An 18,518-nucleotide genomic window follows, 5' to 3' on the forward strand; every position below is an offset into this window, starting at 1 on the left:
GTATCGGCCCGCACTGGCACACACTCCTCCCACGTGGAAGGAGCCATCAGCCTCGAGCAGGCGGTTCAGCCGTCCAGAACTGGTCCGGGTCGGCTCGGCGGAGATCCATCGCCGCATCTGGACCGTACCGCATTCGTATCGATTTCTGCAGTGCAATCGGAGGGTTCACGCAGGGCGTGGTGTGGCGAGCATGCCGCACCCTGACAACAGGTACGAGATCCTCGCGATTGCCGCCGACTACCCCCACTGAGACTGCCTTCGTTCGACGAGAGCGTCTTCGCAGACGGTCTCGCCTTCGACGGCTCCATCTGTCCGCGGCTTCCAGTCGATCGACGAATCCGACATGATGCTGGTCCGACGTCATCGCTGCTCCACTACGACGTGTCGGCCCGGCCCATCGCCGACTCGCGTCCGTCGTCTGCCGGACTCCGGACACCCTCTCGGATAGGCTCGCCGCGAGGCAGTTCCGCGACGAAGGGATATCCGATGTTCCGCTCCACCGCAGGCACCCTCCCCACCGAGGCGACGCCCACCGTCGGGGGCGTCCCCCTCCCGAAGGGCCGCGTCGTCACCGCGACCGAGGCCGACCACCCCGGCCCCGTCGCCTGGATCACCGAGGACATCCTCGAGGTCGAGCAGCTGCAGTCGCTGGTCCGCAAGCTCGCGGCGGCCTTCCCGCAGACGGGGCTGTGGCCGGTTCGCGCCCGAGGCCTGGACGACGACGATCTCGCCCGCCCCTGGCTCGACGGCGAGTTCACCGGCCCCGACGACCGCACCATCGAGGCGCTGACGGTGCTCACCGCGCAGGCGGTCGCCGACGAGGAGCCCGACTACCCGGACACCGACCCCGACTCCACCGAACCCGACCCGGTCACGGCCCTCGCAGCGCCGATCCCCGGGCCGGACCTGACGGCCGAGCAGATCGAGATCGATCACCCGGGGGGCCTCCTGCTGGTCCCCGTCGCCCGGCCGGCCGACGTCCCGGCCGCCCTCGGCTGGATCGGCGCGACCAACTCCGAGCTACGCGGCGCCGAGCTGACCGCCGTGCTGCGCTCATGGGAGGACCGGTTCGGGGCCGTGCTGATCGGCCTCGGCTTCGACACGATGACCGTCCAGCTGTCGCGCCTACCGCAGGGCGCCGACGAGATCCAGGCGATCCTGGGCGAGCACTACGCCTTCTGCGCCGACAACATCGACCAGGGGCTGCCGGCCGACCAGTACGCCGAGGGCCTGTCCGAGTGGCTGCACTGGGACTTCTGGTGGGACTGACGCACCGGTAGCGAGCGCCTCACTCGTCACGCAGTAGGCGGTCCCACACCCGCGACGCGATGTCGCGCGCGGCATCTCGGGGTCCGCGTCCGGCTCCGCGCCCCGCGTGCGCGGCGACCGGGGTGGCGGTGCAGACAGGTACGCCTCGGGGCGGTCCAGGAACCGGCGCCAGTGCGCGACGATCCCGAGGTCGCGCCAGGCGACGTCGACGGGGCCCTGCTCCGTGAGTTCGACGATCTGCGCTCCCGGCAGCGCGGTGAGGATCGGCGAGTGCGTCGCGCAGATCACCTGCGACCCGCTGTCGACCAGCGGGCCGAGCGTCTCGGCGAGCCGCAGGCAACGTGACGACCGCGGCGCCCGCCGCAACCGCCGTCCCTCGAAGGTCAGGTCCAGCGTGAGCGCCTCACCGAGCGGCGTCTTCGGGGTGCCGAGGTTGCCGCCGGGCACCGAGGCACGCCCTCCCCGGGAGTCCAGGCCGTACTGCTCGGCGATCGCCTCGACCAGAGTCGACTTGCCGGAACCGTTCTCGCCCACGAGGAAGGTGACGGGCGCGGTGAAGCGCAACCCGGCACCGTCGAGCACGGGCGCCAGCGCGGGCACGCCCCGCACCCACGCGGGCAGCTCCGCCCGCGCCTCGGGCCGCACGTACGCGCGCTCGATGAACATCGCTACGCAGGGTCCAGCGCCCGGTCGCGGGCGGGCCGGACGATGAACAGCACGGCCAGCCCGGCGAGCAGCACGACGATGATCCCGACGATGCCGGCCCGGTCGGCGTGGAACAGGGCGACGCACACACCGAACAGGGTGGGCGCGAGAAACGACGCCGCCCGCCCCGTGGTCTGATACAACCCGAACATCCGCCCTTCGTGCCCGGGCGGGGTGAGGCGGGTCATGTAGCTGCGCGCCGACGCCTGGGCGGGTCCGACGAAGATCGTGAGCATCAGCCCGAAGACCCAGAACATCAGCTCCCCCGAGACCGCCAGCAGGGCGCACCCGGCGACGGCCATCGCGACCAGCGACACCACTATCACCGGCTTGGCGCCGTACCGGTCGTCGAAGCGTCCGGCGACCAGCGCGCCGGCGGCCGCGAACACGTTGGCGACCACGCCGAACACCAATACCGTGGACGCAGACATGCCGTACACGGTGGTGCCCAGCACGGCGCCGAAGGTGAAGACCGCGGCCAGCCCATCCCGGAACAGCGCCTGGGCGAGCAGGAACACCACGGCGTGCCGGTCGGCCCGCCACAGCTCGGCGATCGAGGCGAACACCGCGCGATACGACCCGACGATGCCGAGTCGCGGCACGTCGTCCCGGCGCGGTTCCCGCGGCAGGACGAGCAGTACGGGCAGCGCGGAAGCCCCGAACCACACCGCCGCGAGCACCGCGACGATCCGGATGTTCAACCCGTCGGCCGTGGGGACGCCCAGCAGGCCACCGTCACCGGCGATGAAGCCGTAGTTGCACACCAGTAGCAGCACGATCCCGCCGAGGTACCCGCACGCCCAGCCGACGCCGCTCACGCGCCCGACGGTGGCAGGCGTCGAGACCTGCCGCAGCATCGCGTAGTAGGGCACGTTGGACAGCTCGAAGCAGACCGTGCCTACCGCGAGCAGCAACAGCCCGAGCCACAGGTAGTGGTAGTCGTCGCGCACGAAGAAGCAGCACAGCGTGCACACGAAGACCAGCAGGCTCCACCCGCCCAGCGAGCGCTTCCGGCTGCCGGCCGCATCGGAGCGTTGCCCCATCACCGGCGCCAGCACCGCGACGAGCAGGCCCGCGGCTGCCATCGCCCAGGACAGCCAGCTGGTGGCACTCATGGGCCCCGGCAGGTGCTTACCCACCGAGGAGGTGAGGTACACGGTGAACACGAACGTCGTCATCACCGCGTTGAACGCCGCCGAACCCCAGTCCCAGGCGCACCACGCGGCCACCCAGGCCCTCGGAGGCGTCAGCTCGCTACTTCTTGGCACGCTTCTCACGGACGCGCACGTTGACCCGAACGGGCGATCCCTCGAAGCCGAACTCCTCCCGCAGCCGTCGCTCCAGGAACCGGCGGTAACCGGCCTCGAGGAAGCCTGTGCTGAACAGCACGAACGTCGGCGGCCGGGTCCCGGCCTGGGTCGCGAACAGCACGCGCGGCAGCTTGCCCCCACGGAGCGGCGGCGGGGTCGCGGCCATGACCTCCTTGAGCCAGTTGTTCAGCCGGCCGGTCGAGACACGCTTGTCCCACGACTCGAGCGCGGTCTCGATCGCAGGCACCAGCTTCTGGACAGCGCGCCCGGTGTGCGCCGAGATGTTGACCCGCTGCGCCCAAGGCAGCTGCACCAGCTCGCGATCGATCTCCTTCTCGAGCTGCAGCCGCCGGTCCTCGTCGACGAGGTCCCACTTGTTGTAGGCGATCACCACCGCCCGGCCCGATTCGACCACCATCGACAGCACCCGCAGGTCCTGCTCGGTGAGCGGCTGCGACGCGTCGATCAGCACGATGGCCACCTCGGCCGCCTCGATCGCGCCCTTGGTGCGCAGGGAGGCGTAGAACTCGTGCCCGTTGGCCTGGTTGACCCGCTTGCGCAGCCCGGCCGTGTCGACGAACTTCCACACGCGCCCGCCCAGCTCGACGAGGGAGTCGACGGGGTCGACGGTGGTGCCGGCCACGTTGTCGACTACCGAGCGGTTCTCGCCGGTGAGCTTGTTGAGCAGCGAGCTCTTGCCCACGTTCGGCTTGCCGACGAGCGCCACGCGCCGCGGCCCCCCGATGCCGCCGGTGCCCTCACGAGGGGTCTCCGGCAGCTTCTCCAGGATCACGTCGAGCAGGTCGCCCGTGCCGCGACCGTGGGTGGCGGAGACGGTGAGCGGCTCCCCCAGGCCCAGCGACCACAGCGTGGCGGCCTCGGATTCGAGGCGCTCGTCGTCGACCTTGTTCGCGACCAGGATCACGGGCGCCTTCGAGCGCCGCAGCGTACGGGCGACGGCCTCGTCGGTGGTGGTCGCCCCGACCCGGGCGTCCACCACGACGACGATCACGTCGGCGGTCCGCATGGCCACCTCGGCCTGCTGCGCCACGGACTGCGCCATGCCCTTCGCGTCGGGCTCCCAGCCGCCGGTGTCCTGCACCAGGAACCGGCGCCCGGCCCAGTTCGCCTCGTAGGAGATGCGATCGCGGGTCACGCCCGGCACATCCTCGACGACCGCCTCGCGGCGGCCGAGGATGCGGTTCACGAGCGTCGACTTGCCCACGTTCGGGCGGCCGACGATCGCCACCGTCGGCAGCGGAACCGCCTCGGCGGCGGCCTCGCCGGCCAGCTCTGCCAGCGCGGTGTCCGACCACTCGGCCTCGTCCGTCCACACGCCGTCGCCGGCGGTCTCCAGTCCATCACTCATCAGTGCGCCACCCCGATCCGGTCGGTCACCAGTGCTACGACGGCGTCGACGGTCTCGTCGAGCGTGAGCTCGGACGTGTCTACGCGGTCCGCGTCGTCCGCCGGACGCAGTGGTGAGGTCTTGCGAGTGGAGTCGGCCTCGTCGCGGCGCTGCACCGACGCGAGCACGTCGGCGAGGTCGCTGGGCAGGCCGAGCTCCAGGTTCTGTGCGTGCCGGCGCGCGGCACGGGTCTCCGCGGACGCGGTCAGGTAGACCTTGACGGCGGCGGACGGGAAGACGACGGTGCCGATGTCGCGGCCCTCCACCACGATCAGCCCGCCGTGCGGGTCGTCCACCTCGTCGAAGTCCTCGGCGATCGCGCGCTGGTAGTCGACGAGACGCGCGCGCAGCTCGGGCACGGCGGAGACCGCCGAGACGTTGGCTGTCACGTCGTCCTCGCGGATTCGGCGAGCGATGGAGACACCGTCGAGCTCGACGATCTCCTGGGCGGGGTCGCAGCCCATGGCCAACGGCAGGTCGACCGTGGCCGCGGCGACGGCGACGGCGTCCGCGGGGTCGATGTCCGAGTCGAGGACCTGCACGGTGGCGGCGCGGTACATGGCGCCGGTGTCGAGGTACCGGGCGTCGAGACGCTCGGCGACGCGCCGAGCCACCGTCGACTTGCCCGTGCCGGACGGTCCGTCCATGGCGATCACGCGGGCGCTCACAGGCTCACCGCCCGGTACAGCGCGCGGACCTCGTCGTGGCCGAGGACCCGGAGCGAGCCGGGCCGCTGGTCGCCCAGGGCCACCGTCCCCACGTGGGTGCGGACGAGCCGCTCCACGGGGTACCCCACCTCGTCGAGCAGCCGCCGCACCACGTGCTTGCGGCCCTCGTGCAGAACGATGCGTACCAACGACTTCCCCTCCGACACTTCCAGTACTGAGAACTTGTCCACCTTCACCGGCCCGTCCTCGAGCTCGACGCCATTGCGCAGCTTCTTGCCGAGCGTCCGGTCGAACTCGCCGGCCACCCATGCCAGGTAGGTCTTCGGCACCTCGTAGGACGGGTGCATCAGTCGGTGCGCGAGGTCGCCGTCGTTGGTGACCAGCAGCAGCCCCTCGGTGTCCGCGTCCAGGCGGCCGACGTGGAACAGCCGCTGCCCGGCGGCGACCCGCTCGGCGACGATGTCGCCCACGCACGGCCGGCCCATGTCGTCGCTCATCGTCGACTGCCAACCGCGCGGCTTGTTCAGCGCGAGGTGGACCAGGTTCTCGTTGACCACGATGCGCACGCCGTCCACCCGCACCACCGAGGTGTCGGGGTCCACGCGCCGACCCTGCTCGGTGACGATCTCGCCGTCGACCTCGACGCGCCCGTCCTCGATCATGTCCTCTGCGACCCGGCGCGAGGCGACCCCGGCCTGCGCGAGCACCTTCTGCAGCCGCACGCCCTCACCGGTGGCGTCGCCGGTTCGGTCCGCGGCGAGGGAGTCCGACGGTGACTCGACATGCTGCCGGCGCGCGGGCTTGGCCTTGGAGAGGACGGGGATCTCCGCCTGCCGGCGCGGGGCCTGGCGCGGCGCAGCCTGGCGCGGCTTGTCGGTGCGGCGGTCGTCGCCGCGGGAGCGATCGGAGCGTGATCGGTCGGAGCGGGACGGGTCCTGGCGGTCGCCGCGTGGGGCGCCTCCCTGCGACTTGCCTCCGCGGGGTGCGCCACCCCTGCGGCCTGGTTCCGGTGTGCCGTCACGGCGAGCGGGTCTGTTCATGGTCCTTCTCTTCAGATGTCATGCGTCCGGGTCGAACGCTCCGGGACCGGCGGCCGTTCCCGCGCCACCCTTGCGGGCGAGGCGGGCGAACCGCGGTTCCGAGTCGAGGTCGCCGGACAGGTCGTCGATCACATCGACTTCGGGTAGTAGCGGCGCGAGCGGTGGCAGTTCCTCGAGGGACGTCAGTCCGAGCCGCTCCAGGAACAACTCGGTGGTGGCGTACGCCGTGGCCGCCGAGTCCGGGTCCGTCCCCGCCTCGACGATCAGTCCCCGCGCGAGCAGGGTCCGCATCACGCCGTCGACGTTGACGCCGCGCACGGCGCCGACCTTCGCCCGGCTGACCGGCTGACGGTACGCGATCACCGCCAGGGTCTCCAAAGCGGCGCGGGTCAGCTTCGACCGCACGCCGTCCAACAGCAACCGTTCCACATAGGGCGCGTAGTCGCTTCGGCTGTACAGTCGCCAGCCCTCGGTGGTGCCGCGCAGGTCCATCCCGGATCCGCGGGAGGCGAGCTCCTCGCGCCACCGCGCGAGCTCGCGAGCCACCCGAGCCAGCGGCTCCTCGACCGCGTTCGACAGGGAGTCGACGGTGACGGGCGCGTCCACGACCAGCAGCAACGCCTCCAGCGCGGCCCGCAGCTCGTCGTCGCCGAGGCCCTGATCCGCCGCGTCCCCGTCCGTCGTGTCACCGTCGGCGCCGGACTCGCCGAACGGCTGCTCGCTGCGCACGGTGTCGTCGGTCACTCGTCGTCCTCGTCTCGCACTGTCACGTCGTCGCGTTCACCCGACCACCGCACCCGTAGCTCGCCGAGCGCCTCGGGCTGGTCGAACATCACCGCCCGCTCCCGATACAACTCGAGCAGCGCGAGGAATCGCGCCACCATCGCAACCCCAGAATCGCACCCGGAGACCAGCTCCGCAAAGGTCGCCCAGTGATCGGGCGCGTCGCGCAGCAGATCGCCGATGATCCGCGCCTGCTCGGGCACCGAGACCTTGGGCACGTGCAGGTGCCCGAGACCCACCTGCGGCACCGGTTTCGGCAGGAACGCGGCAGCCGCGATCTCGGCGAACTGCTGCGGCGTGACGCCCAGGGTGACCTCCGGCACGAGGCCCTCGTAGCGCGGCTCGAGCGATGCCGACCGGGGGTAGCCCCGGTTGGCCTTGGCCTCGAGCTGCGCCATCAGCTCCGCGACCTGCTTGTACGCGCGGTACTGCAGCAGGCGCGCGAACAGCAGATCCCGCGCCTCGAGCAGCGCGAGGTCCTCCGGGTCGTCCACCTCACCCGACGGCAGCAGCCGCGCCGCCTTGAGGTCGAGCAGCGTCGCGGCCACCACCAGGAACTCGGTGATCGCGTCCAACCCGGCCTGGGTCCCCAGCTGCTTGGTGTACGAGATGAACTCGTCGGTCACGACGTGCAGCGCGATCTCGGTCACGTCGAGCTGCCTGCCACCGATCAGGTTGAGCAGCAGGTCGAACGGCCCCTCGAAGTTGACGAGTTTGACCTGGAAGCCCACCGGCGCGGAGACCTCGGCGACGCCACCGTCGGGCCCCGGCTCGGTCATCCCTCCTCGCGGGCGATGACCTCGCGCGCCAACTGCCGGTAGGCGATCGCTCCCGACGACTTCGGCGCCCACGAGGTGATCGGCTCCCCCGCCACGGACGTCTCGGGGAACCGCACGGTGCGGGAGATCGCGGTGTCGTAGACGACGTCGCCGAACACCTCGACGACGCGCGCCATCACGTCCCGCGAGTGCAGCGTGCGGGAGTCGTACATCGTGACGACGATGCCGGCCAGGTGCAGCCGTGGGTTCAACCGGTCGCGCACCTTCTCGACGGTGTCGGTCAGCAGCGCGAGACCGCGCAGCGAGAAGTACTCGCACTCCATAGGGATGAGCACCGAGTCCGCGCACGCCAGGGCGTTCACGGTGAGCAGACCGAGGCTGGGCTGACAGTCGACGAGGATGTAGTCGTACCGGTCGAGCACCGGATAGAGCGCGCGGCCCAGGGTCTGCTCGCGGCCCACCTCGTTGACCAGCTGGATCTCCGCGGCCGAGAGGTCGATGTTGGACGGCAGCAGGTCCAGCCCCTCGACGCGCGTGCGCATCAGCACGTCGTCGGCGGACACGCGGGCCTCCATGAGGAGGTTGTGCACCGTGAGGTCGAGCTCGTGGTGCGCCACGCCGAGCCCCGCCGACAGCGCTCCCTGCGGATCGAGGTCCACCAGCAGGACGCGCCGTCCGTAGCTCGCGAGGGAGGCGCCCAGGTTGATGGTGGTCGTGGTCTTGCCCACGCCGCCCTTCTGGTTGCACACCGCGATCACCTTCGCTGGGCCGTGGCTGGTGCGGGGCGCGGGGTCCGGGAACTCGCGCACCGGGCGCCCGGTGGGGCCCAGCGCGTCGTCGTGTCCGTGATGGGGTTGCTTCGGGGCGTGGTGGGCCAGCTCCCCGAGGTCCAACCCCGGGTTGTCCGCGTCCGGTGACACCGTTCCCGCACCTCCTTGCCGTCGCACCCCTTGGGTGACCACCTTAATGGGCGGTACCTCCCAGGTGATGGACGCGGGCCACGTGTGTGTCAGCGCGGCCGCATACTGGGAGCATGACTGTCGATATCGCAGACGAGCGATACGTGTCCGTGACGACCTTCCGCCGCACCGGGGTCGGGGTGCCCACCCCGGTGTGGGTCGTGCCGCTGCCCGAAGGCCGGGTCGGAGTGTGGACCGCTCCTGACGCCGGCAAGGTCAAGCGAGTGCGTAACGACCCGCATGTCGAGCTCACGGCCTGCGACGCGCGCGGCAAGGTGCGCCCCGGGGCGCCGACGCTGCCGGGCACGGCCCGGCTCGTCGAGTCCGGACCCGAGATCGCCGCGGTCCGCGCCGCGCTGCGCCGCAAGTACGGCCTGATCGGGACTGCCGTCCAGTTCGGCAGCCGCCTCAAGGGACTGTTCAAGCGCGACGACCGCGTCGCCGTGCTCGTCATCACCCCGACGACGGAGTAGCCGCAGGATCCTGCCGCGGACCACGACGCGGGTGGACCGCCGTCAGCGCAAGGCGCGGGGGTGTGCCTGCGCGTACACCTCGCGGAGGGACTGGGCGGTGACCAGCGTGTAGATCTGCGTGGTGGCGACCGACGAGTGGCCCAGTAGCTCCTGCACGACGCGGACGTCGGCGCCACCGTCGAGCAGATGCGTGGCGAACGAGTGCCGGAGCGTGTGCGGGGACACCGACGTGGCGATACCGGCCCGCTCGGCGGCGGTCGCCAGGACCTGCCACGCCGATTGGCGTGACAGCCGGCCACCGCGCACGTTGAGGAACAGCGCCGGCTCCGACCGCCGCACGAGCCCGGGCCGGCCCCGCACGAGGTATGCATCGAGTGCAGCTATCGCGGGACGGCCGATAGGCACGATCCGCTCCTTGCCACCCTTACCGCGCAGCAGAACCGCTCGACCCTCACGATCCACATCGTCGACGTCCAGGGCCGTGACCTCGGATATCCGGGCGCCGCACGAGTACAGCACCTCCAGCAGGCAGCGATCGCGCAGCCGCGCCGGGGTGTCGGAGGCCGCGGCCTCACCGGCACCGTCGGACCCGCCCCCCGCTGCCTCGAGGATCGCCACCACCTGGTCGACCGGAAGCGCCTTCGGCAGCCGCCGGCCGGGTGTGGGCGGCCGGACCTCGCGTGCGACGTCCGCCGGAGTCATGCCCTCGGCGGCGGCGAACCGATGCAGGCCGCGCACCGCGACCAGCGTGCGCGCAGCGGAGCTGGCCGCCAGCGGTGGGTGCCCGCCAGCGCCCTCGCGCAGGGCGACGAGGAAGCCGCTGACATGAGCCTCGGACACCGCAGCCAGATCGCGGACGTCCCTGTCCGCCAGGTACTCCTGATAACGAGACAGGTCCCGGCGGTACGACAGCAGCGTGTTCGCCGCCGCGCCGCGCTCGACGGTCAGGTGGTCGAGGAAGCCCCGCACCTGACCGTCGAGGGGCTCCGCATTCACTCGACCGGGCGCCCCTTGCGGGCCGCGAAGGCCGTCGGCCTGCAGGGCCAGGGCGCCTCGGCGCTACGCAGCGGGGCGTCGTCGTCCATCACCATGGTGGCGGCGAGGATCGCGCTCACAGAGGTGGAGTTGACGATCTCACCCGACAGGACCATCTGCACCGCGTCGGGCATCTGGACCCATTCGAGGGTCATGTCGAGTTCCTCGTCCTCCTGATAGTCCGCGATGTGGCAGTACCGCAGGTCGGTGGCGAGGAATACGCGCACCACCTCGTCGGTGAACCCCGGCGACGGTGCCAGGTCGACGAGTACGTGCCAGTCGCGCGCGCCCAGCCCGGTCTCCTCGGCGAGTTCGCGCTGAGCGGCGGCGCACGGGGTCTCGGCGCCCGAGTGGTCGAGCAGCCCGGCGGGGATCTCCAGCATCCGCCGCCCCATCGGGTGCCGGTACTGGTTGACCATCGCGATTGCGCCGTCCGGATTCATCGCGACCACTGCGACGGCGCCGTCGTGCTCCACGACGTCGCGGTTGGCCGTGCCGCCGCCGGGCATCGTCACCTTGTCCTTGCGGACGGCGAAGATCGGCCCGTCGTAAACGAGCTCGGTCGACACCGTCTCGAATTCATGCATCACATCAGGCACTCTCCGCCTCCTTGCGGTCCGCCGACTCCCCCACCGATTCTGCCCCCTCAGGCGCTGCGGCGCTCACCGCTCCGTGAACGTCGACCGGCAGCACCTCCTCGGCCTGGTACCGCAGCGCCGCGCCGACGAACGCCGCGAACAGGGGATGCGGCCGGGTCGGTCGGGACTTCAACTCAGGATGCGCCTGCGTACCCACCAGGAACGGGTGGATGGACCGCGGGTACTCCACGAACTCCACGAGGTGGCCGTCGGGCGACGTGCCCGAGAACAGCAGTCCCGACTCCGCGATCGCGTCGCGGTACGCGTTGTTCACCTCGTAGCGGTGGCGGTGCCGCTCCGACACCTCCAGTGCGCCGTAGGCCGAGGCGACGACGGTGCCGCGTCCCAGCGTCGCCGGGTACGCGCCCAGCCGCATCGTGCCGCCCAGGTCTGCCTCGCCGGCGACGGCCTGTTCCTGGTCGGCCATCGTCGAGATCACCGGATGCGCGGTGTCCGGATCGAACTCGGCCGAGCTGGCGTCCTCGAGGCCCGCCGACCGGGCGGCCTCGATGACGATGCACTGCAGGCCGAGGCACAGTCCCAGCAGCGGGACGCCGCGGGTGCGGGCGTACCGGATGGCGCCCAGCTTGCCCTCGATGCCGCGGATGCCGAAGCCGCCGGGGATCAGCACGCCGTCGACGCCGCGCAGGGCCGCGGCGGCGCCCGCATCGGTCTCGCACTCGTCGGACGCCACCCAGTCGATCTCCACCTTGGCCCAGTGCGCGAAGCCACCGGCGCGCAGCGCCTCGGTGACCGACAGGTAGGCGTCGGGGAGGTCGATGTACTTGCCCACCAAGGCGATCCGCACCGTCTCGCGGGGCTCGTGGACGCGGCGCAGCAGGTCACCCCACACGGTCCAGTCGACGTCCCGGAACGGCAACCCCAACTTGCGGACCACGTAGGCGTCGAGCTGGTTGCGGTGCAGCACCTTCGGTACATCGTAGATCGACGAGGCGTCCGGGCACGAGATCACGCCGTCGATGTCCACGTCGCACATGAGCGCGATCTTGTTGCGCTGCCCCTCGGGGACGTCCCGATCGCAGCGCAGCACCAGCGCGTCGGGCTGTATACCGATGCTGCGCAGCGCGGCCACGGAGTGCTGCGTCGGCTTGGTCTTCAACTCGCCCGAAGCCGCGAGGTACGGCACCAGGGAGACGTGCAGGAAGAAGACGTTGTCGCGGCCCACGTCGTGCCGCACCTGCCGAGCCGCTTCGAGGAACGGCTGCGACTCGATATCGCCCACGGTGCCGCCGATCTCGGTGATCACCACGTCGGGGGTGATGCCGTCGGCGTCGGCGTCGCCCATCGCGAGGATGCGAGCCTTGATCTCGTCGGTGATGTGCGGGATCACCTGGACGGTGTCGCCGAGGTACTCGCCGCGACGCTCCTTGGCGATCACGGACGAGTACACCTGGCCGGTGGTCACGTTCGCGTATCCGGAGAGGTTGCGGTCCAGGAAGCGCTCGTAGTGGCCCACGTCGAGGTCGGTCTCGGCGCCGTCCTCGGTGACGAACACCTCACCGTGCTGGAACGGGTTCATGGTGCCGGGGTCCACGTTGAGGTACGGGTCGAGCTTCTGCATGGTCACGCGCAACCCTCGGGCGGTGAGCAACTGGCCGAGGCTGGAGGCGGTGAGCCCCTTCCCCAGCGAGGACGCGACGCCCCCCGAGACGAAGATGTGCTTCGTGGCGACACGAGCGTGGGGGCGTGACTGAGGCAACGAGACTCCCGTGATTGAGCGGACAACCTGCTTCATCTACGGGACTTCAGAGTATCAGCAGATTCGCGCCCACCGGACGCGGCACCGGCCGCGGCGGGTCGCACCCGGTGTGCGGAACGTCCTGCCAGCCGAATGGAACCGGGTCGCGTCTGTCAGTCGGTGCGCGGTGGCATGTACGCCGGTCGCTCGATGGGAGCGTCGTACTCGGCGAGCACCACCTGGCCGGCCCCGGGCGGGTCGAACTCCCTACCCGGTGCGACCTCGACGAACATGAGGTCGAGCGGGATCGCCGGGTCGGCCCCTGCGAATGCGGCAAGGGATATCTCGCGAGGCAGGTCGTAGTTGTCGATCAGCGTGCCCTCGAGCCCGCCGATCTCGCTGATGTAGTCACCGAGGGTGAGTGCGCGGTACCCGTATCGGGCTGCCGCCGGGTGGTCGGGTTGGAGCTCCGCGATCACGCGGATCCGGTAGCGGGAGGTAGTCATCGGTTCGCCTCCCTAGCCCACGCCCGGCGCGACCGCGCTCGCCGTCGGCCCGGTGCCGTACGCCCCGAACCTGCCGTGTGCCGCCTCGCCGAGCGCGAGCACAGCCGTCACGCGGCCTACCGCGGTGCCGACGTCGTCGACGGTGGACAACTTCGCGTGCAGCGTGTCGTCGTGGCGCACCACGACGACGGGGCCGGCGCCCGCCGCGGAGCCCGTGCGACCCGCCAGGACCGCGCCCTGACCATGCTTCGACAGCGCTGCCGCCAGCCGCCCCACGGCCTGGCCCTGGCCCGCGGCGGAGGTGGCGACGGAGGCGCCGGTGACGACCACCGCGACCCGCGCGGGCGCCGGGTCGCCGCCGTCGAACGTCACGAAGCCCCCATCACGCAGGGCTGCGAGCGCATTCGCGCGGTCCGGGCCCGACGGTGCCGCTGGCGCGGGGTCGGACGTCGGCCCCCTGCTGAGCAGGATCGCGCCGAGCAGGTCACCGGCTCGGGCGGCGGGATCGGCCACCGTCGGGTCCAGCGTCACGCCCGCCGGCACGGACTGGTCGACGATGCCGCCCAGCCGCGCGGCCTGCCCGTCCGCATACAGCGTCGGCGTCAGGGTGAGCGTACCGGTGACGGTGCCGCCGGACCGCTCGACGTACGTGGTGATCGCGCTGACGTCGGCGGGATCCGCGCCGGGCGCAGCGATCACGACGACGGGGCTGTCCGACAGGCCGTCCGCGAACAGCCGCCCGGCGACGGTGTCGGCGAACCCCTCGCCCGCATCCGCACGCGCAGTGAGATCCTGGTTGTCCGCCTTCAGGTCGGCGACCTGCGCCCGCAGGTCGCGCGTGACGCCACCGTCGCCGGTGTAGCGCGCAAGGACGCCGCCACCCAGGGCGAGCCCCACCGCGAGCGCGACCAGGACGGCGGCCCAGAACAGGGCCGGGCGCCGCGCATCCGCGCGGCGCCGTGACCCCGGCGAAAGACTCGGCATGGGCTACAGGCGGTGGAACTGGCCCTGGACCCAGAGGGCGAAGCGGTTCCACTCCGCGATCGCCCAGTGCACCACATCGTGGCCCTGGTTGGACACCAGCACCGCCACCACCACCGCCACCAGCGCGGCGAGGATGAACAGCGCCACGGCGCCGGCGTGCCCGCGGGAGCGGTACAGCGTGGCGACGGCTTTGCCGTCGACCAGCTTGGTGCCCACCTTGAGCCGGGTGAGGAAGGTGGACGGGTTGGACTCGCGGCGTCCGGCGTCGAAGAATTCCTCGAGCGACGCCGGGTGTCCCACGGAAACGATCAGCGACGCGCCGTGGTGGTCGGCGAGGATCAGCGCGAGATCGGCAGGCGACCCGGACGCGGGGAACGTCATGGCGCCGATGCCCAGGTCCTGGATGCGCTCGAGGCCGATGGCGTGCCCGTCGGCGTCGGCCGGCAGGACCACCTGGGCGCCGGAGCGCAGGGTGTTGGTGGTGATCTGGTCGGGATCGCCGACGATCAGGTCGGGGCGGTACCCGGCCTTGACCAGCGCGTCCGCGCCGCGGTTCACGCCGACCAGCACAGGCGCGTACTCCTTGATGAACGGCTTGAGACGCTTGAGGTCCTCGACGTGGTCGGGCCCGTCGGAGACCACCAGCACGTGCCGGTCATGGAGGTTCACCTCGACGTCGGGGATGCCGACACCGTCGATCAGCAGCGGCGACTCGACGCGGATGAACTCGATCGTGTTGCCGGAGAATGCCTCCAGGTGGTCCACGAGACCGGACCGCGCCGCCAGCATGCGCTCGGTCACGGCACCGTCGGTCAGCTGCTCACCCGCCGCGAGCTCCCGGTCGCCGGTCAGGATGCGACCCTCGTGCACGCGCACGCGCTGCCCGTCCTTGATCCGCTTGAACACCTCGGAGCCGGCGTCGTCGACGAGCACGATGCCCGCCGCGGACAGCACCTCGGGGCCCAGGTTCGGGTAGCGGCCGGAGATGAACGGCGACGCATTGACGACGACCGAGACGCCCGCCTCGACCATCACCTCGGCAGTGGTGCGATCGAGGTCGAGCTCGTCGCACACGACGACGTCGCCGGGTCCGATACGCCGGAGCAGGCGGGTCGTGTCCTTGTCGACACGGGCGGTGCCGGTGACGCCCGGGAGGTCGTCCGTGGAGCGGGACAGCAGGCCAGACAGCTTCATGCGGCTAATTCTGCACCGTCAGTCACAAGACTCTCAGGAGGCGCGCCGAGCACACACGCAACTTCTGTTACGACGCGTGCGCACCGATCTGCTCGACCTTGTCGGTCTCGGCGGCCACGAGCAGCTCCTCCGCATGCGCACGCCCGGTGTCGGTGTCGCCCATGCCGGCGAGCATGCGGGCCAACTCGGCGATCCGCTCGTCGCGGCTGAGCGCGCTCAGCGTCGACGTGACCGCCTTGCCCTTGCCGCCACTGCCCTTACCGCCACTGCCCTTGCCGCCACCCAGGACCTGTTTGCCGACGGTCAGGTGGGTGTCGGCGAAGGCCGCCACCTGCGGCAGGTGGGTGACGACGATGACCTGATGCCGCCTGGCCAGCGCCGCCAGGCAGCGGCCGATCTCGACCGCCGCCTTGCCGCCGACGCCGGCGTCGACCTCGTCGAACACCATCGTCAGGCCGGACTCGGTCTGCGCCAGCACCACCTCCAGCGCGAGCATCACCCGCGACAGTTCACCGCCTGAGGCCGACTTCGCGATCGGCAACGGGTTGGCGCCGTCGTGCGCGACCAAGCGGAACTCGACCACGTCGGTGCCGTGGCCGCCGGCGCGCAGCCGGGCCGGGCCACCATCGCCGCTCGGGACCGCGTGGTCGCTCTCGCCCGCCTGGTCGGGGGTCACGGCGACGGTGATCGACGCGCCGCCCATCGCGAGCTTCCGGAGCTCGGCGGTCACCCTGCGGCTCAGGCTCACCGCGGCCTTGGTGCGGGCCGCGGTGAGCTTGGCCGCGGCGTCGGCGACGGCACGCCCCAGGTCGGCGACCCGCGACGTGAGAGCCGCGAGCCCCTCGGCCGAGGTGTCGATGCCCGCCAGCCGGGTACGGGCCTCGGCAGCCCAGGCCAGCACCCCGTCGGCGTCGGGCGCGTACTTGCGGGTGAGAGTCCTCAGGTCGGCCTGCCGCTGGAGGCTCTGCTCGAGCTCGGACGGGTCGGACGGCAGCGCCGACAGGTACGCACCGAGCTCGGTGGCCACGTCGCCCGCGATGGTCGTCGCCTCGGCGACGCGCTCGGCGAGCTCGCGCAGCACCGGATCGTCCGAGCCGGTCAGCGACGCGCGGACCGTGCCGAGCAGGTCCAGCACGGCGCCCGCACCGTCGCCGAAGGAGCCCTCGTACGGCGTGCCGGTGAGCGCGGCGTACGACGTGTCCGCGGCCTCGCGCAGCGTGTCCAGGTCGGAGAGCCGGCGGATCCGCGCGCTCACTTCCGCGTCCTCGCCCGGCAGCGGGTCGACGCCGTCGATCTCGGCGAGCGCGGCGGTGAGGTGGTCCTGCTCGAGGGCCAGCTCCCGGGAGCGCGAGGTGCGTTCGGCGAGCTCCGCCTTCGCGCCGACCCACTCGGCTCGTACCTTGCGGTACGCGGCCAGAGCCCGGGTCGCCGGCGCGCCGGCGAACGCGTCCAGCAGGTCCCGCTGCCGCTCGGGACGCAGCAGCCGCAGCTGGTCGTTCTGGCCGTGGACGGTCAGCAGCGGCGCGCTGAAGTCCGAGAGGGTGCCGACGGGGACGCTGCGACCACCCAGGTAGGCACGGGAGCGACCGTCCGCCGACACGGACCGCACGGCGATGACGGCACCGTCGTCGTCGACATCTCCGCCCGCGGCGTCGACCACCTCCCGCACCTGGTCCGCCGCGGATGCGTCCGCGAGGCTGAACCGGCCCTCGACCACGGCCTTGTCCGCGCCCGCGCGGATCCGCCCGGCGTCGGCGCGGGCGCCCGCGAGCAGGTGCAGGCTGGTCACCACCATGGTCTTGCCGGCGCCGGTCTCACCGGTCAGCACCGTGAGCCCGGGCGCGAACTCGGCCGTCGACGCATCGATCACGCCGAGGCTCTCGATCCGGATCTCCTCGAGCACGCCTCTCCCTCAGTCCCTGTCGCCGCGCCCGCGCCAACCGGTCACGGGCAGTTCGAACTTCTGTACCAGGCGGTCGGTGAACGGCGCCGCGTCGAGGCGGATGAACCGCACGGGCAGCCGGCCCCGCACGATCTCGATGCGGCCGCCGACGGGCACGTCGAGGACGCGCCGGCCGTCGCAGAAGGCGATCGCCGCGTGGCTGCGGCTCTCCACCTCGACTGCGATCCGCGACTCGGGGCTGGTGACCATCGGGCGCGCGAACAGCGCGTGGGCATTGCTGGGCACCACCAGGATGGCCTCGAGATCCGGCCACATCACCGGACCGCCCGCCGAGAACGCGTATGCGGTGGAGCCCGTCGGAGTGCTCACCAACACGCCGTCGCACGCGAACCGCGACACCGGCCGGTCGTCGACCTCGGTGACCAGCTCGAGCAGGCCCTGCCGCGTGCGGTTCTCGATGGACACCTCGTTGAGCGCCCAGCCCGCGGCGACGGGCACGCCGCAGTCCAGGATGGTGACGTCCAGGGTCATCCGCGCCTGCACCGTGTATTGACGGGCGATCAGGTGGTCGATGGTCTCGCCGGCCGACTCGCGCTCGGCCTCCGCGAGGAATCCCACGTGGCCGAGGTTGATGCCGATGATCGGGATGTCGTTCGCGCGCGCGATCTCCGCGGCGCGCAGGAGACCGCCGTCGCCGCCCAGGACGATCACCGCCTCGCACCCGACGCCGATCTCGTCGGCGTCGACCACCGTCGTGACGTCCTCGAGGATCCGGACCCGCACCCCGGCGGCCGAGCACCGTTCGACGATCCGCTGCAGCGTGACGTGCACGTCGGTCCGGCGGGTGTGTACGACCACCAGGAATACCCGATCCACTACCAGCCCTCCCTTCGTTCCCGCCGTGCTGTTCCCGCCCGGCCGATCCTGTCGTGTCGCGCTGCCGGTCGCCTCGCTAGACGGGCCCGTCCGCGACGGCGCGCTCGATCATCTCGGCCCGTTCCGCCTCGGTCTCGTCGCTGTCGGTCGGGCGGGCACCATCGTGCTCGCGACGCAGCCACAGAAAGTACTCGACGTTGCCGGACGGCCCGGGCAGCGGGCTGGCCGCCACGCCCCGCGTCCTGAGCCCGACGGCGGCTGCGGCCCGCGCCACCGTCGTCACCGCGCC

At 71.6% G+C, this 18,518-nt stretch carries 17 protein-coding genes, 2 pseudogenes and 1 riboswitch; of the genes and pseudogenes, 2 read left to right on the top strand and 17 right to left on the bottom strand.

Features of this window, described 5'->3' with window-relative positions:
- Nucleotides 1–30: 30 nt before the first annotated feature.
- A riboswitch (Fluoride riboswitch) is annotated at nt 31–122 on the bottom strand.
- A 364-nt stretch (nt 123–486) separates the two neighbouring features.
- Nucleotides 487–1,269, top strand: coding sequence for a DUF4253 domain-containing protein (locus tag ABD908_RS11555; protein ID WP_344995413.1), 783 nt, complete (start codon nt 487–489; stop codon nt 1,267–1,269).
- Between the two features lie 498 nt (nt 1,270–1,767).
- On the opposite strand, the pseudogene ABD908_RS11560 reads toward ABD908_RS11555, so the two are convergent.
- The 8 genes and pseudogenes from ABD908_RS11560 to ABD908_RS11595 form a co-directional block, all read right to left on the bottom strand.
- Nucleotides 1,768–1,935 (bottom strand): annotated as a pseudogene (locus ABD908_RS11560) (AAA family ATPase); the annotation flags it as partial.
- Nucleotides 1,936–1,937: 2 nt separating this feature from the next.
- The gene (locus tag ABD908_RS11565; RefSeq protein ID WP_344995416.1) at nt 1,938–3,242 is read right to left on the bottom strand and encodes an MFS transporter; all 1,305 of its coding nucleotides are present in this window, start codon (nt 3,240–3,242) and stop codon (nt 1,938–1,940) included.
- Complete coding sequence (der, locus tag ABD908_RS11570; RefSeq protein WP_344995419.1) at nt 3,229–4,653, bottom strand: ribosome biogenesis GTPase Der; 1,425 nt, start codon at nt 4,651–4,653, stop codon at nt 3,229–3,231. Before der ends, ABD908_RS11565 begins: the two co-directional genes overlap by 14 nt.
- Nucleotides 4,653–5,339, bottom strand: a complete 687-nt coding sequence (gene cmk, locus ABD908_RS11575) for a (d)CMP kinase (protein ID WP_344995457.1) — start codon at nt 5,337–5,339, stop codon at nt 4,653–4,655. Before cmk ends, der begins: the two co-directional genes overlap by 1 nt.
- A gap of 17 nt (nt 5,340–5,356) precedes the next feature.
- Entirely contained in the window at nt 5,357–6,400 is a 1,044-nt protein-coding gene (locus tag ABD908_RS11580) for a pseudouridine synthase (protein WP_344995422.1), read from the bottom strand.
- Between the two features lie 18 nt (nt 6,401–6,418).
- A complete protein-coding gene (scpB, locus tag ABD908_RS11585) occupies nt 6,419–7,144 on the bottom strand; it encodes an SMC-Scp complex subunit ScpB (protein WP_344995425.1) in 726 nt (241 codons plus the stop codon).
- A complete protein-coding gene (locus ABD908_RS11590) occupies nt 7,141–7,962 on the bottom strand; it encodes a segregation and condensation protein A (RefSeq protein ID WP_344995428.1) in 822 nt (273 codons plus the stop codon). The genes scpB and ABD908_RS11590 overlap by 4 nt, the downstream gene beginning before the upstream one ends.
- Nucleotides 7,959–8,840, bottom strand: a complete 882-nt coding sequence (locus ABD908_RS11595; protein ID WP_344995460.1) for a ParA family protein — start codon at nt 8,838–8,840, stop codon at nt 7,959–7,961. Before ABD908_RS11595 ends, ABD908_RS11590 begins: the two co-directional genes overlap by 4 nt.
- Before the next feature lie 155 nt (nt 8,841–8,995).
- Between ABD908_RS11595 and ABD908_RS11600 the strand changes: the two genes are divergently transcribed.
- On the top strand, nt 8,996–9,394 hold the full coding sequence (locus tag ABD908_RS11600; RefSeq protein WP_344995431.1) for a PPOX class F420-dependent oxidoreductase: 399 nt from the start codon (nt 8,996–8,998) through the stop codon (nt 9,392–9,394).
- A gap of 42 nt (nt 9,395–9,436) precedes the next feature.
- Here ABD908_RS11600 and xerD read toward each other — a convergent pair whose 3' ends face one another.
- The 9 genes and pseudogenes from xerD to ABD908_RS11645 form a co-directional block, all read right to left on the bottom strand.
- Nucleotides 9,437–10,390, bottom strand: a complete 954-nt coding sequence (gene xerD / locus ABD908_RS11605; RefSeq protein ID WP_344995434.1) for a site-specific tyrosine recombinase XerD — start codon at nt 10,388–10,390, stop codon at nt 9,437–9,439.
- Nucleotides 10,387–11,028 carry an NUDIX domain-containing protein gene (locus tag ABD908_RS11610; protein WP_344995437.1) on the bottom strand — a complete coding sequence of 214 codons (642 nt, stop codon included), beginning with the start codon at nt 11,026–11,028 and terminating at the stop codon, nt 10,387–10,389. The genes xerD and ABD908_RS11610 overlap by 4 nt, the downstream gene beginning before the upstream one ends.
- Entirely contained in the window at nt 11,021–12,787 is a 1,767-nt protein-coding gene (pyrG, locus tag ABD908_RS11615; RefSeq protein WP_344995440.1) for a CTP synthase, read from the bottom strand. The genes ABD908_RS11610 and pyrG overlap by 8 nt, the downstream gene beginning before the upstream one ends.
- A 152-nt stretch (nt 12,788–12,939) precedes the next feature.
- Nucleotides 12,940–13,272 (bottom strand): hypothetical protein, encoded by a 333-nt coding sequence (locus ABD908_RS11620; RefSeq protein ID WP_344995443.1) that lies wholly within the window; start codon nt 13,270–13,272, stop codon nt 12,940–12,942.
- A gap of 12 nt (nt 13,273–13,284) precedes the next feature.
- Complete coding sequence (locus ABD908_RS11625) at nt 13,285–14,256, bottom strand: copper transporter (RefSeq protein ID WP_344995446.1); 972 nt, start codon at nt 14,254–14,256, stop codon at nt 13,285–13,287.
- A 3-nt stretch (nt 14,257–14,259) separates the two neighbouring features.
- Complete coding sequence (steA, locus tag ABD908_RS11630; protein ID WP_344995449.1) at nt 14,260–15,450, bottom strand: putative cytokinetic ring protein SteA; 1,191 nt, start codon at nt 15,448–15,450, stop codon at nt 14,260–14,262.
- A 67-nt stretch (nt 15,451–15,517) separates the two neighbouring features.
- On the bottom strand, nt 15,518–17,353 hold the full coding sequence (recN, locus tag ABD908_RS11635; protein WP_344995452.1) for a DNA repair protein RecN: 1,836 nt from the start codon (nt 17,351–17,353) through the stop codon (nt 15,518–15,520).
- A gap of 9 nt (nt 17,354–17,362) precedes the next feature.
- The gene (locus tag ABD908_RS11640) at nt 17,363–18,229 is read right to left on the bottom strand and encodes an NAD kinase (protein WP_385920543.1); all 867 of its coding nucleotides are present in this window, start codon (nt 18,227–18,229) and stop codon (nt 17,363–17,365) included.
- A 76-nt stretch (nt 18,230–18,305) separates the two neighbouring features.
- Nucleotides 18,306–18,518 (bottom strand): annotated as a pseudogene (locus ABD908_RS11645) (16S/23S rRNA (cytidine-2'-O)-methyltransferase); the annotation flags it as partial.

Source organism: Tsukamurella soli, assembly GCF_039541155.1.
Classification (GTDB): domain Bacteria; phylum Actinomycetota; class Actinomycetes; order Mycobacteriales; family Mycobacteriaceae; genus Tsukamurella; species Tsukamurella soli.

Coding starts and splice junctions, on each gene's coding strand:
- steA (WP_344995449.1), bottom strand. CDS start 15,450: ATGAAGCTGTCTGGCCTGCTGTCCCGCTCCACGGACGACCTCCCGGGC.
- ABD908_RS11620 (WP_344995443.1), bottom strand. CDS start 13,272: ATGACTACCTCCCGCTACCGGATCCGCGTGATCGCGGAGCTCCAACCC.
- ABD908_RS11580 (WP_344995422.1), bottom strand. CDS start 6,400: ATGAACAGACCCGCTCGCCGTGACGGCACACCGGAACCAGGCCGCAGG.
- der (WP_344995419.1), bottom strand. CDS start 4,653: ATGAGTGATGGACTGGAGACCGCCGGCGACGGCGTGTGGACGGACGAG.
- ABD908_RS11600 (WP_344995431.1), top strand. CDS start 8,996: ATGACTGTCGATATCGCAGACGAGCGATACGTGTCCGTGACGACCTTC.
- cmk (WP_344995457.1), bottom strand. CDS start 5,339: ATGGACGGACCGTCCGGCACGGGCAAGTCGACGGTGGCTCGGCGCGTC.
- ABD908_RS11555 (WP_344995413.1), top strand. CDS start 487: ATGTTCCGCTCCACCGCAGGCACCCTCCCCACCGAGGCGACGCCCACC.
- ABD908_RS11625 (WP_344995446.1), bottom strand. CDS start 14,256: ATGCCGAGTCTTTCGCCGGGGTCACGGCGCCGCGCGGATGCGCGGCGC.
- ABD908_RS11590 (WP_344995428.1), bottom strand. CDS start 7,962: ATGACCGAGCCGGGGCCCGACGGTGGCGTCGCCGAGGTCTCCGCGCCG.